Consider the following 13,672-nt stretch of genomic DNA (forward strand, 5'->3'; position numbering starts at 1 on the left):
GGGGGGAGTTGGTACAATCGCACCTATTCAGGCTTGAGGGGTACGGCGCGGACGCTGGTGGCAAGTCCTATATAGTCAATCAGCGCCTCGACAATCAGGAAGGCCGGCCCATCCTTGTGGGTGGATAGCGGTACCCCCACTGAGCGGAACATTGGGCGCACTTCAACGCCGACCAACATCCCCAACGCATCAGCGCGTGTAAACGGCCCGCTCTTTTGCCCAACGTTTTTGTTTGACGCTGGAGGCCGGTTCAGCAGCTGACGAGCACCCATATACAGCCGGGCGGCAACCACTTCGAGTTCTGTGGGCAGCCTGTCGGTATCCACATGAGCGGCATAGCGGCAACGAGCAATGATGTCGCGCACCGTGGCGCAGAAGTGCTGCCAATCAGGCGAGTCGATTACCCGAACTGCATCAGGGAATTGCTCATCACCGACAGGCTCAAATAGGTGGTGATTCAGCTTTTTCATGCCTCACCTCCAGTCACAAAATCCGCCCACTCCTGCATTAAGGCGGCGCGCTTTTCCAGCAGGTCGCCACGTCTATACGATTTTTCAACATCACTGGAAATCGTATGGGCCAACGCCATCTCGGCGACGATATTGGGCGTGTGGCTGCACTCAGCGGCCCAGTCCCGAAAGCTCGACCGAAACCCATGGATGGTGATTACCTTCCCATTTTCGTCACGCCAGCCATCACCGCCATTGGCAACGGAAACCTCATCCATACCACGCACTTTATTGAGCATCGCCATATTGCTCATGTGCTTTGCGCCCCGCTGGCCAGGGAAAAGGTAGTCGCTGCCCTGGACACGAGGTAATGCTTCCAGCTCGGCGACAGCAGCTGTAGATAGCGGTACGCGGTGCGCTTTTTTCGCCTTCATGCGCTCCGCGGGCACTGTCCAGAGGCGGTTCTTGAGATCGAATTCATCCCACTGCGCACCGATCACCTCAGAAGTCCTCAACGCTGACAGCAACGTCAGACGGACGGCGCGCGCGCTCAGGTCAGGATGATCTTTGATTGCCTGCCAAAAGGCCGACATATGAGGCCACGGCAGCGCGGCGTGGTGGCCTCGAGGTTTTGCTTTCTGTTTGCTTAGAAGCTTGTCGAGGTGTCCACGCCAACGGAAAGGGTTTTCACCCTCGCAAAACCCTTGTGCCTTTGCCGCATCCCACACTAGCTCGCAGCGATTCCGCACCCGGCGAGCGGTTTCCGGCTTCGCATCCCAGATAGGGCGAAGAATACGCAGCGCATCTTCGGTGGTGATAGTAGCCGGGGTCTTTTTTCCGATAGTCGGGAAAGCGTAGGTGCGAAGGCTGCTTTCCCACTGTGGCGCTTGCTTCGGGCTTTTCCAGCCAGGCCGCTGGCTCTCGATATAGGCTAGGGCCTGTTGCTCGAACGCCACCTCACCGCCTGCCGCCTTTTTCCGCTCGGCAATAGGATCAAGCCCGGCTCTGATCATCCGTGCAACGTCATCACGTTTTAGTCGGGCCTCAGCCAGTGAAACAGCATCAACAGAACCTAACCCCACTTTAGGGCGCTTGCCCCTAAAAGTAGGTCGGCAATACCAGTTACCAGTGTTAATTCCGGTGACTTGCAGAAACAGCCATTTGCCATCGCTGTGCTCACCCTTCTCTCCAGCCCTCAGCAGGGCCTCTACTTTCTTTGCGGTCAGATTGGGCATTCCCCCCCCTTACTCTGAAAAACAATCATCAGCACGCCAAGTAAGCCCGTCTTAAAATTTCACTGGGCCGATTACTGGGCCACTTGGCGCTTGTAAGGGACTGTAACCGCCTGTACCCGTCTGGGCAATAAATTTATAAAAAACCTATAAATACAGTATTTATATTGCGTTTTATCGGGCCCACCTGTAACCCTCTGAATCCTATTTTGTCGGTCTGCCCCACCGCCATATTGAAAAACCCGGCTTTATGCCGGGTTTTTTTATGCCTTCACTTGCAGATTTCCCTGCAATTCTTCAGCAACCAAGACCGGCGTAATCCGGACCTCTGCGTGCAACGCCACAAAGAAGGGTTCATTGAGTCGCACGAGTTCTCCTTGGTGCATTGTCTCGAAGACAAACAGCGCCGCGCGCTTCCCTTCACGCACAAAAAAGTACGCCGCTTCCGGCTTAGCTTCCTTCTCGAAATCTTCAAAAGCCTTTTGCAAACTCCCGTCACTGACGGCCGCGTTCCCTTTTTCCACCGGAATGACCACTTCCATCATTAATCGCATCTCACTTCCCTCACTGAAGAACGCCCATAAAAAACCATAGGAGAAGGTTCAGGCCATTAACGAAGCTTGTTGTGCCAGCGCGTGAAGAGTTCGCGAATTCTGCCGATACTGCTCTGAGCAATGAACAAAGCACCTGACACCACCGCCATCACGTCCCCAATGGTCGACACCGACAGCATCCTGTCGTTCGCCATCGCCCTTGGGCTCGGCCTGCTGATAGGTCTGCAGCGGGAGCGCACTGGCGACCGCCTGGGTGGCATCCGCACCTTCCCCCTGATCGCACTGTTCGGCGCACTGACCGCAGAGCTCAGTCTCAACACGGGAATGAGCTGGCTGATGCTCACTGGCCTGCTTGCAATGACGGTATTGATCCTGCTTGGGAATGTGGAGCGTCTGCGCGGTCATGACGACTACAGTGGTGTCACCACGGAAGTGAGTGCTTTACTGGTGTTCTTGTTAGGCGCTTTTCTGGTCTTGGGTGACAAAACTGTGGCAGTAGCGGTTGGCGGCACCATTGCCGTGCTATTGCATTTCAAACCAGGCATGCACGCCTTCGCCGAAAAACTTTCGGAAAAAGACCTGCGCTCAATCATGCAGTTTGCGGTGCTGTCACTGATTATTTTGCCGATACTGCCGAATCGTACCTTCGGCCCCTACGACGTGCTGAATCCCTTCTCAATCTGGCTTCTTGTCGTGCTCATCGTAGGTATCAGTCTTGGCGGTTATGCCGCTTATAAACTAGTCGGCGCGAAGGCGGGCACGCTGCTAAGTGGCCTAATCGGTGGACTTATCTCTTCAACTGCGACGACGGTGACCTATGCCCGACTTGCCCGAACACAGCAGAAAGCGGTAGGCCTGGCAGCGCTGGTGATACTGATCGCTTCGACCAGTATGTTTATCCGCATGTTCGTGGAGGTAAGCGTCGTTGCACCGCGCATACTCGGCGCACTACTGCCACCACTGATTACGCTATTCGCGTTAAGCCTGCTGGTCTGCGCCCTCGCCTTCTGGCGGATACAACAGCGGGAAAGCGCCATGCCCGAGCCCAGCAATCCGGCAGAATTGAAGCCAGCCCTTATTTTTGGTGCCCTGTACGCACTGGTTATCCTCGCCATTGCCGCCGCCAAGGAGCACTACGGTCACCGCGGCATCTATATCGTTGCCTTAATTTCGGGGTTTACCGACGTGGATGCAATTACGCTTTCAACAGCCAGTCTTGCCGGATCTGGCAATCTCGCCACCAATACCGCTTGGCGAGCCATGGTAATTGCGAGCCTCGCCAATCTGGCTTTCAAGGCGGGTGCGGCGGGATTTCTCGGGGGGCTTCCCCTGCTTCGACAGGTTCTTACCCTCTTTGCCATACCTTTTTTCGGTGGTATCGCCTTGCTCTGGTTATGGCCATAGCAGAATTCTGAATAGCGTCACGCTACGAGTATTTCACTCGAATATATAGCGCCTGATGTAGACACACCCGTCACTGGGTTAGCTAGTCTTAAAGGTACAAACATATCGACCCCGATTGGCTCTTTGGGATTCAACCCCAAAAATGCAGACTCCACCGGAACATTATGGCGTGAAATTTTCCCCAATCTGGCTACTCATCATCAGTGTCGTCACCGTCGCCGTGGTTCTGGCAATCTTGCACTATTTCGATCTGGACGATCGCCTGATCGAATTGATGCAATGGATGGATACCCTTGGCTGGCAGGCGAGTATCTGGTTCATTCTGGTGATTGCCGTCGCCATTGTTTTCCTGTTTCCCGGGGTGATTTTTACCATGGGGGCAGGCTTTGTATTCGGAGTGATTAAGGGAACAATATATGTGGTTGTCGGCACAACGCTGGGCGCGGCCATCGCATTTCTGATTGCCCGCTATCTATTCGGTCAACGCACCTCGGCCTGGGTGATGTCCAAAATCAAGCCAGACAATCTGGGTGAGATCGTGCGTGACGAAGGTTGGCGCATGATCATGCTTACCCGCATGGTGCCCCTATTCCCGTTTAAGCTTACGAACTACTTTTTTGGGCTGACGCCGCTGAAATTTCGCGACTTTGTACTCGGTACCTTTATCGGCGTAATTCCCATCACAGTGAACAATGTCTATGTAGGCTCTATCGCCGCGGATCTCGCGAGTATTGGCAGTGAGCGCGTCGAGCGGACACCGACGGAATGGACACTGTATGGTCTGGGCTTTGCATTCGCGGTATTCGCGATTATCGGTCTGACCCGCATGGCACGCCGTGCGCTGAAACAAAAAATCGACAAAGGAGACCCCTAATGCCCTGGATGAAATGGCTCCCCTGGCGGTTCTTCGTACGCAAGTTCGCCACCGCACACGGCTTTCTCGACCCACTGGCGGTGATGGCGCGGTTGCAGCGCTTTGCCGAGCCCTCGGAAGTCAGTGAGCCCATCGAGCTGCTGCGCGCTGGGGTAATTTTTCACGCCCGCGCGCTGATGAACAGCAAAGTCATCCAGCACAATCTGGACTGGGTCTGGCCCTACTGGATCGAGCGCCAGTTTGACCCGGCGGATGTGTCGTTTATCCCCCGCGCCTTTTCCATTACCCACTGTAATCTCAGCCACCGCAACTGGACCGCGGTGGGCGTTCCGGGCAGTGAGGAAATGCCGATTGTTGACCCGCGCGGCCTGCTGGTCCCCCATTACGATGGCTGGTCTGTCGATAGCTGGGTCATCGGCGATGACGAGGTTGACCTGTATCCGTCCAAGTGCCAAGAAGGCCAGGTTACACAAAAACTGGACTTGAAAGGCGGCGTTGCGGTCGTCACCGAATCCGCCAACGACCGCAGCCAGCTTACGAGCCGGGTTTGGGCGGAGCTGGACACAGGCAGTAACAATTGCCATATGCAATTGCGTGCAAGTCATCAACAGGGTGGCTGGCTGGTAGTTGCGTTGCGCCCCTGCAACCCCGAAGGGGTCGCCTTCATCAATAAGATTTCGCTGGACAGCAATCGCAACAGTTGGACGGTGGACGGGAAAGACCGCCTGTATTTTGACCGCCCGGTTGATCGGCACCACGCCTCAGACTACCGCAAAGGGGATATCGCTCTGCACCTGCGGGATCAAGGCAACGAAACCCATACGGAATGCGAAGTCGGCATGGCAACGGCCGCCGCGCTGTTCCGTATCGAGCCCGGCCAGACTGTCGATACGCTGATCAGTATTCCACAGCACTGCAAACTGAATAGCGGCAATGCCCGGGATGACTGGAAAGAAAACCTCGACCAGCACTGCGCCATGTCGGTCCCGGATGCCGAAATGCAGTTTCTGTACGATGCCGCGGTGCGCACACTGATCCTGCACTCTCCCCACGATGTGTATCCCGGCCCCTATACCTACAAACGGTTCTGGTTCCGTGACGCGGCCTTTATGATCCAGTCGCTGCTTCATGCAGGACTGCTGGACAGAGCCGAGCGGGCTCTGGAGCGCTTCCCATCGCGGCAAAAGCGCAACGGCTATTTTCACTCCCAGGACGGCGAATGGGACTCCAACGGTGAGGCGCTCTGGATTATCGATCAGTACTGCCGGATAACCGGCCACAAGCTGAAACAGGAGTGGCTGGACCCGGTATTGCGGGGCACTCAGTGGATTCACAACAAACGCTTACCCAAAGACGGCAGCCTGACCGGCGGTCTGCTACCCGCCGGTTTCAGTGCAGAGCATCTGGGGCCCAACGACTGCTATTTCTGGGACGACTTCTGGAGTATTGCCGGGCAACAATCCGCGGTAGCCATCTGCCAGCGTGAAGGCCATACCCAGGATGCGGATACCTTCCAGGCACAGGCCGACGACTTTATGTTGACCGTCGATGACGCATTGCAAAAGTGTGCCACCCGCCTGAAACGCCCGGCCATGCCCGCCTCCCCCAATCGCCGGCTCGATGCTGGTGCCATTGGTTCCATTGCCGCGGGTTACCCTTTGAAACTTTACGATGAAGACGATCCACGCCTGTTGGATCTGGTGGAATTTCTGTTGGAAAACTGCTTTGTATCCGGGGGCTTTTTCCAGGACATGATTCACTCCGGGATCAACGCCTATCTCACCATTCACGTTGCCCAGGTATTGCTGCGCGCGGGAGATCCGCGCTGCATTGAGCTAATGCGCAACGTCGCCAAACTCGCCTCCCCCACCGGCCAATGGCCGGAAGCGATACACCCGCATTCATTCGGCGGCTGTATGGGCGATGGCCAACACGCCTGGGCCGCCGCCGAATGGGTCACCATGCAGCGCAATTGCTTTGTACGCGAGGAAGGCGACACCCTGATTCTCGCGTCCGGTTTGCCGCCGGAGTGGTTGAGCGATATCAATGCTCAGGAAATGATCTCCTTCGGGCCGGCGCCTACACACTTTGGCACCATCTGGATAGAGATTATTCCGGGAGACACCCCACGCATTTCCTGGCGCGGCAAGTGGCACGAAAAAGCGCCTCCCATTGAAGTGCGCGCGTTCGGGTACCACCATGTAGTCCCTGAGCGTTTTGTAAAAACTGTGGAGCTGCAGCCCAAGTGAACATCGTCATGCTCACCAACACCTACCTGCCCCACGTAGGCGGTGTAGCACGGTCCGTCGATGCCTTCTGTCGCGAATACCGCAAACGCGGTCATCAGGTATTGGTTGTTGCACCGGAGTTCTCGGAAAAAATTGCCAATGAAAAAGATGTTGTCCGCATTCCTGCCATCCAGAATTTCAACGGCAGCGACTTTTCTGTTGCCCTGCCCCTGTCACTGGAGCTAACCGAAAGGCTGGATTTTTTTGAGCCTGACCTGGTGCATTCGCACCACCCGTTTCTTTTGGGCATGACCGCGTTGCGCATTGCCCGCAGCCGTGAAATTCCGCTGGTTTTCACGCACCACACGCTCTACGAGCGCTACACCCACTATGTGCCGGCAGATTCTGAAGCGTTAAAGCGGTTTGTAATTGAACTGGCGACGCGTTATGGAAATCTAGCAAGCATGGTGTTCGCTCCCAGCGAAAGTGTTGCCGACCTGTTGCGTGAGCGCGGTGTCCAGTCTCCCGTAAACGTTGTACCCACCGGGGTTCAGCTGGAAAATTACCGGGACGGTGACGGCATCGCAGCACGCCGGCAATACGGTATTCCCGAATCGGCCTTTGTTGTTGGCCACCTGGGCAGGCTGGCCGCGGAAAAGAATCTCAATTTCCTGTCCGAAACTGTCCTCGAACTGATGCAACGAAATACGGATATCCATTTCCTGGTAGTGGGCACCGGCCCCATCGAACATCAAATCCGCACACTGTTTGAAGCCCAGGGCCTATCCGATCGGCTACACCTGACCGGCACCTTGCAGGGTGACGCCCAGCGTGATGCCTACAGTGCAATGAATGTCTTTGGATTCTCCTCCACCAGCGAAACCCAGGGTATGGTGCTCACGGAAGCCATGGCCGCGGGTGTACCGGTCGTTGCACTGGATGCCAGCGGTAGCCGCGAAGTGGTGGAAGATCGTGTTAACGGTCGACTGGTCCTCAAACACTCTACCCGGGAACTACTTGCCGCCCTGCAATGGGTGCACGACCTGCCCCACGGAGAATACGCCAACCTCCGCCAGGCTGCGCTGGCAACGGCCGAGCGTTTTTCCATGGAGAATTGCGCCACCAAAGCCCTGGAACATTACCAGTCGCTGGTACATCAACACTGGCCACTCGACGACTCCCTCTACGCCCAGTGGATGCGACTGAGGAATATGATCGGCGCACAATGGGAAATCCTTGAGGGTGTGACCAGCGCAGCCAGTGCCGCCCTGGACCTGGATCACCTGGGCGGTTCACACCATTCCGGTCGCTCGGGAAACAATCATCCTTGAAGATGGCCCCCTGAAGTAAAGAGATGAACCGCGCCCCATGATGACCCGTATCGAGAGCACCTTGCGCCGCTGGCGCCGCCGCATCAGCCGTAGCGAATGGCTCGCGCGCATGCTCAAGTTACAAATCAATGAGCGTGACCCCGATGCCCCAGCTCTGGTCCTGATTCAGGTAGATGGACTCGCACGACCGCAACTCGACAAAGCCTTGGCAGAAGGCAAGATGCCATTCCTGAAAAAGCTGATCGAGAAAGAGCACTACCACCTGGATCATATGTACTCCGGAGTACCTGCCACCACCCCAGCGGTACAGGCCGAGATTTTTTACGGGGTAAAAGCGGCAGTACCTGCCTTCGGCTTTATGTCGTCCGATTCGCAGGAAATGCTGCGGATGTACGAATCCAACGCTGCCAATAAAATCGAGAAGCGCCTGACAGATGCTGGTCACGAACCGCTTTTGCAACAGGGCAGCTGCTACGTCAGTGTGTTTCGCGCCGGTGCCGATAACGACGAATCCCACTTCTGTCCGGCATCCCAGGGCTGGGGACCGTCGCTCAAGCAAGCCGGCCCCCTGGCCTTACTCATCCTGGTGCTGGCAAACCTCTGGAGCCTGATCCGCACGGGCGCCCTGGTGTTGCTGGAGCTGGTGCTCTCTATCGCCGACTTTATCCGCGGTCTTACCGACGGGCAGGACTTTATCCGCGAGCTGATGTTCATTCCCACCCGCATCGCGATCACTATCCTGCTGCGTGAGCTCTCTACTGTGGGGGTCAAAATCGACATCGCCCGCGGCCTGCCGGTGATTTACATCAATTTCCTGGGATATGACGAACAGTCTCATCGCCGCGGCCCCAGTTCCAAATTCGCCCACTGGACCCTGAAAGGCATCGACGATGCGATTGCACGCATCTGGCGCGCCGCTCACCGCTCGTCCCGTCGCCACTACGACGTGTGGATTTACTCAGACCACGGCCAGGAAGACAGCATCCCCTACGAAACGTTACACGGGCGCAGCTTTGCAGACGCAGTGAGCGAGGCCCTGTCAGGCCTTCCGCAAAAGCCCCAGGGTTACAGCGCCAGCAGCAACCACGGTGTCCAGCTACAGCGGGTGCGGCTATTCGGCGGGCAATGGGTCCAGAAGCTCTTCCCCATCAAGCCCCCTGAGAGTCATCGCGAGGGCGAAGCCCCCATGGCACTTTCCGCCATGGGACCGCTGGCACTTTTGTACAACATCCACTGCAAAGACACGCCGCCATCCGAGATCGCCCGCTTGATCGTGGAAAAGACTCAGGCGCCCATGGTGTTGTATGAGGACAAAACCAGCACCACTGTGAACGAAGAGGGAGAAACCCTGAGCAAGGTCCGCGGTTGGTGGCGACACGGTGCCTTTTCCCTGCCAGAAGATGGCCACAAGGTACTGGGGTCCGACCACCCTTTCGTGGACGAGGCCGCCGAGGATTTGGCCAACCTTTGCCGCCACCCGGATGCCGGCGATTTTGTTGTCAGCGGTTGGTGTGCAGGTAATGAAAGCATCAGTTTTGCGATCGAATGCGGCAGCCACGGTGGCGCAGCCCCCAACGAAACTCATGCGTTTGCACTCATGCCCGGGGATATTCACTTCCCCGACAATGGTCGCAAGCACTGGCGGCCCCGGGATATTCGCAATGCGGCACTGGCTTTCCTGAAGGCACATCCTGCGCAGGAATTGAAATCACCACCGGCGATAATGGTCGCCCCACAACCAGCGGATAACACGCAACCCGGGAGCGGGCCCGCTACTCAAGCTGCACCGTCACCGGAACAGCCAGCAAGCCAACCAGCTCCACATCCAGCGGTACCGCCAGCGGTACCGCCAGCGGAGAAAACGCGAGCTACAAAAAGCCGTCGAGAGGAGCGCAACCGTGAAAACCTGCGGGTGATGACCTACAACGTGCATATCTGCAAAGGCATGGACGGCAAGCTGTCACCGGAGCGGATAGCCCGCGTCATCGCCCGCTACTCACCGGATATCGTCGCCCTGCAGGAAGTGGATGTACGCCGCCAGCGCACCGGCGGCGTCGACCAGGCCCACCAGATATCCCGACTGCTCTCCATGGATTGCCACTTCCAACCAGCCATGCACATAGAGGATGAGCGCTATGGGGACGCCATCATGTCACGGCACCCCATACGGCTGGTCAAAAAAGGGATTCTTCCCGGGCCACCGGAGCACTCGCGTTACCACGGCCGTGCAGAACCCAGGGGGGCCCTGTGGATGGAGCTGGACTTTCACGGTACCCGGGTACAGATATTCAATACGCACCTTGGCCTGGCGAAGGCCGAACGGATGCGGCAGATCGACGCACTACTGGGCCCGGAGTGGATGGGCAACAACGACTGCGGCCGCCCGCGCATTCTCGTCGGTGATTTCAATGCCCTTCCCGGTTCTGCTGAAATCAAGCGGTTGAGTGCAGTGCTCGATGACGCCCAGCTCAAACTACCCGGGCATAAGCCGAAAGGGACATTTTTCAGCCGCCTGCCCAAAGCGCGCATCGACTATGTGTTTGTGGAACAGGCACTGGAGATCAACGATATTCACGTGCCACGCAGTGAGCTGACACGGCTGGCATCCGATCATCTGCCGCTCATCGTGGACATCCGGGTGCCGCTTACTAAATCCGACACGGAATGACTGTGTCGACAAATTCCGCCTACTGCAGCAGCGCCCGCACCTGCTCTTCACGGGACGCCCGCATACCCGCGGTGCGCCCCTCTTCGATGGCAATCTCCAGTGGGATTCCCTGCCTGGCCCGATAAATGGCCCAGACAGCGCCGACGCGGTTTCCAGACGCGCAGTGCAGCAACACCGGAGCTGCATCGGCGTTTTCCAGGATCTTGCCCAACTGGGCAATCAACTGATCTGACGGCGCGCCTTTCGAGACCGGCAGATTCACATAGACCATTCCGGCGGCTTCCACCGCCGTCTGCTCTTCTACGGTCCCCTCTTCCGGGGTCCGCAGGTCCACAATGGTCTTGAATCCCTTGTTCTTCAGGCTCTCCACCTGTGCGAGATCTATACTGCCACCAGTGGCTAATTGTGGGCGCAGGCGATTGTAATTCAGCACCTCCGCCCCCATCTTGTCTCCAAAGGGAACCTGGCTGGGCGCTTCGGTACTGGAATAGCCGGTCGCCGCCCAGAAAAGCGCGAACAGCGCGACACCCAGAGAAGTCACCTTACCACGCTGAAAGGCGAGAAAGCGCCGTGTGAACAGGGTTTTGAGCAATATCATTTCTGATCCTCGGTGGTGCACGCTAATTTGCCCCAAATTATTACAGATCGTCGAACACAGCGCCTACTTGAAGGTCTAAAGCGCTGGTTATATGATCCCGGAAGATTTCATATTCACTTGCAGGAGACGCTAGATGCGCCAAGAAGTCTATACACAGTCCGGAGCACTGGATCGCTCGGAATCCGCCAAGGTATTGCGTAACACTTACGCACTACTGGCAATGACTGTTCTATTCAGTGCAGTCACTGCCGGCATTTCCATGGCCATCGGCATGGGCCGCGGCATGAGCCTCATCTGCTCCATCGCCGCGATCGTACTGGTCTGGTTCGTACTGCCCCGTACCGCCAACTCCGCCTCCGGCGTGGGTGTGGTGTTTGCCTTCACCGGTCTGCTGGGCGCTTCTCTTGGCCCGATGCTGAACCACTACGTTGGCCTCGCCGGCGGCGGTCAAATTGTAATGCAGGCGCTGGGTACCACCGCACTGATCTTCTTTGCCCTGTCTGCCTACGTGCTGACTACCCGCAAAGACTTCAGCTTCATGGGCGGTTTCCTGTTTGTCGGCCTGATCGCGGTACTGGTCTGCGCCCTCGGCATGATGATCGCGAGCTTCTTCGGCTTCTACATGCCGCTGGCAAGCGTCGCCCTGAGTGGTGTAATTGCCCTGCTGTTCTCCGGCTTCATCCTGTACGATACCAGCCGTATCGTGAACGGTGGTGAGACCAACTACATCATGGCCACCACCTCGCTGTACCTGAACATCCTGAACCTGTTCACCAGCCTGCTGCACATCTTCGGTTTCGCTTCCGGCGACGACTGATCAGCGGACTGAGACAGTTCACACAGTGCCCCGCTCCGCGGGGCATTTTTTTATCGGTAACGCCCCCACATGCAATTCACTCTCGTCGTTTACGGCGCACCCCATGCCTCAGAAGGCGCCAGCACCGCACTGCGCTTCGCGCGCGCCGTACTTGAGTCCGGCCACGGCATCTATCGCGTATTCTTCTACAGTGACGGCATTCAAAATGGTAGCGCACTAGCAGCGCCCCCCCAGGATGAAGCGAATTTGCTGCACCAGTGGCAGCAACTGCAGCGTGAACACGCGCTCGAGCTCAGCGTCTGTATCGCAGCCGCCCAGCGCCGCGGGGTACTGAGTGAGACGGAAGCCTCACGTCTGGAAAAGCCCGCCGCCAACCTGGCATCGGGCTTTGAGCTGGCCGGCCTGGGACAGCTGGCGGAAGCCACTGCACTCAGCGACCGCGTTGTCACTTTCGGAGGTTGAAGTCTTGCCCCAGGTAAAATCGATTCTGGCAGTCTGCCGACATGCACCCTACGGTCACACCATCGCCCGCGAAGGGCTCGAAGCCATCCTGGCGTGTGCCGCAATGGACCAGGTCCCGGAAGTACTGTTTATCAATGACGGCGTCTTCCAATTACTGGACCAAAGCCCGGATGCCATTGGCGAGAAGAACTTGCGCAGGAACCTGCAGGCATTGCCCATGTTTGGCGTCGAAACATTGCACATTTGCCGCCGAAGCCTGGAAGATCGAGGGATCAATCCCGAAAACATCGAAATCCCTGGCGCCGAAATCGAACTACTGGAAAATCCGGGGACTTTTATCGCCCGCTTCGATCAGGTATTGAGTTTCTGAGATGACTTTACATATCGTTAACCAGTCACCTTTTGCCGGAAATGCACTCCAGGACTGCCTGTCCACCGCCATTGACGGCGATCGCCTGTTGCTAATTGAAGACGCCGTCTATGCAGCCCATGACCCGGCACTGGCACAGCGAATGAGCGGCGCCGTGTACTGCCTGAAGTCCGATGCGATCGCCCGCGGGGTATCCGTGGATCCCGCCATCCAAACAGTTGATGAAGCCCAATGGGTTAATCTCTGCACCCAAAACAACCCCATCGTCAGTTGGTTCCGGTAAGTCCGCAATGAATAGTTTTATAATTGAAGGCCGAGAAATCCCCGTAGATAAAGAGGGCTTCCTCCGCAATCTGGGTGACTGGAGCCCGGAAGTTGCGAAAGCCCTTGCGGCTCAGGAGAATATCGAGTTAACCGACGACCATTGGGATGTCATCCACCTGTTACAGGCATTTTACAAAGAATTTGAACTATCACCGGCCATGCGACCGCTGGTGAAATATGTCGGGCAACACCTGGGAGCCGAGAAAGGCAACAGTATTTTTTTGATGCAATTGTTCCCCCCGAGCCCCGCAAAAATTGGCAGTAAGCTGGCCGGACTGCCCAAACCTACCAATTGTCTATAACTGCCATTTTCGATCCAGCTCCAATCCACCCCAATTCAATTCAATCTAACCGAATCTCA

General features: G+C 56.8%; 14 protein-coding genes. 10 read left to right on the top strand and 4 right to left on the bottom strand.

The genetic code is table 11. The features are described from left to right. Window positions 1–23: 23 nt before the first annotated feature. The 3 genes from M0G74_RS06435 to M0G74_RS06445 form a co-directional block, all read right to left on the bottom strand. Window positions 24–470, bottom strand: coding sequence for a hypothetical protein (locus tag M0G74_RS06435; protein WP_248215691.1), 447 nt, complete (start codon window positions 468–470; stop codon window positions 24–26). Beyond that, entirely contained in the window at window positions 467–1,684 is a 1,218-nt protein-coding gene (locus M0G74_RS06440) for a site-specific integrase (protein ID WP_248215692.1), read from the bottom strand. Before M0G74_RS06440 ends, M0G74_RS06435 begins: the two co-directional genes overlap by 4 nt. A gap of 260 nt (window positions 1,685–1,944) precedes the next feature. Continuing rightward, window positions 1,945–2,235: a hypothetical protein gene (locus M0G74_RS06445; RefSeq protein WP_248215693.1), complete on the bottom strand. Its 291-nt coding sequence runs from the start codon at window positions 2,233–2,235 to the stop codon at window positions 1,945–1,947. Window positions 2,236–2,355: 120 nt separating this feature from the next. Between M0G74_RS06445 and M0G74_RS06450 the strand changes: the two genes are divergently transcribed. The 5 genes from M0G74_RS06450 (at window position 2,356) to M0G74_RS06470 (ending at window position 10,740) form a co-directional block, all read left to right on the top strand. Beyond that, the gene (locus tag M0G74_RS06450; protein ID WP_248215694.1) at window positions 2,356–3,639 is read left to right on the top strand and encodes an MgtC/SapB family protein; all 1,284 of its coding nucleotides are present in this window, start codon (window positions 2,356–2,358) and stop codon (window positions 3,637–3,639) included. A gap of 169 nt (window positions 3,640–3,808) precedes the next feature. Next, the gene (locus tag M0G74_RS06455; protein WP_248215695.1) at window positions 3,809–4,513 is read left to right on the top strand and encodes a TVP38/TMEM64 family protein; all 705 of its coding nucleotides are present in this window, start codon (window positions 3,809–3,811) and stop codon (window positions 4,511–4,513) included. After that, complete coding sequence (locus M0G74_RS06460; protein WP_248215696.1) at window positions 4,513–6,762, top strand: hypothetical protein; 2,250 nt, start codon at window positions 4,513–4,515, stop codon at window positions 6,760–6,762. The genes M0G74_RS06455 and M0G74_RS06460 overlap by 1 nt, the downstream gene beginning before the upstream one ends. Continuing rightward, a complete protein-coding gene (locus tag M0G74_RS06465) occupies window positions 6,759–8,072 on the top strand; it encodes a glycosyltransferase (RefSeq protein WP_248215697.1) in 1,314 nt (437 codons plus the stop codon). Before M0G74_RS06460 ends, M0G74_RS06465 begins: the two co-directional genes overlap by 4 nt. A gap of 37 nt (window positions 8,073–8,109) precedes the next feature. Further along, window positions 8,110–10,740, top strand: a complete 2,631-nt coding sequence (locus tag M0G74_RS06470; RefSeq protein ID WP_248215698.1) for an endonuclease/exonuclease/phosphatase family protein — start codon at window positions 8,110–8,112, stop codon at window positions 10,738–10,740. 19 nt (window positions 10,741–10,759) lie between these two features. On the opposite strand, the gene M0G74_RS06475 is transcribed toward M0G74_RS06470, so the two are convergent. Continuing rightward, window positions 10,760–11,338, bottom strand: coding sequence for a protein tyrosine phosphatase family protein (locus M0G74_RS06475; RefSeq protein WP_248215699.1), 579 nt, complete (start codon window positions 11,336–11,338; stop codon window positions 10,760–10,762). A gap of 133 nt (window positions 11,339–11,471) precedes the next feature. On the opposite strand from M0G74_RS06475, the gene M0G74_RS06480 reads away from it, so the two are divergent. From M0G74_RS06480 to M0G74_RS06500, 5 genes are all read left to right on the top strand, one after another. Then, window positions 11,472–12,155, top strand: coding sequence for a Bax inhibitor-1/YccA family protein (locus M0G74_RS06480; protein WP_160153592.1), 684 nt, complete (start codon window positions 11,472–11,474; stop codon window positions 12,153–12,155). Between the two features lie 69 nt (window positions 12,156–12,224). Then, window positions 12,225–12,617, top strand: a complete 393-nt coding sequence (gene tusD / locus M0G74_RS06485) for a sulfurtransferase complex subunit TusD (protein ID WP_248215700.1) — start codon at window positions 12,225–12,227, stop codon at window positions 12,615–12,617. A 4-nt stretch (window positions 12,618–12,621) separates the two neighbouring features. Continuing rightward, window positions 12,622–12,987 carry a sulfurtransferase complex subunit TusC gene (tusC, locus tag M0G74_RS06490; RefSeq protein ID WP_248215701.1) on the top strand — a complete coding sequence of 122 codons (366 nt, stop codon included), beginning with the start codon at window positions 12,622–12,624 and terminating at the stop codon, window positions 12,985–12,987. A 1-nt stretch (window position 12,988) separates the two neighbouring features. Then, window positions 12,989–13,270: a sulfurtransferase complex subunit TusB gene (tusB, locus tag M0G74_RS06495; protein WP_248215702.1), complete on the top strand. Its 282-nt coding sequence runs from the start codon at window positions 12,989–12,991 to the stop codon at window positions 13,268–13,270. Between the two features lie 7 nt (window positions 13,271–13,277). Next, window positions 13,278–13,613, top strand: a complete 336-nt coding sequence (locus tag M0G74_RS06500) for a TusE/DsrC/DsvC family sulfur relay protein (protein ID WP_248215703.1) — start codon at window positions 13,278–13,280, stop codon at window positions 13,611–13,613. Window positions 13,614–13,672: the final 59 nt, after the last annotated feature.

Origin of the sequence: Microbulbifer sp. CAU 1566 (assembly GCF_023156515.1) — a bacterium.
GTDB lineage: Bacteria > Pseudomonadota > Gammaproteobacteria > Pseudomonadales > Cellvibrionaceae > Microbulbifer.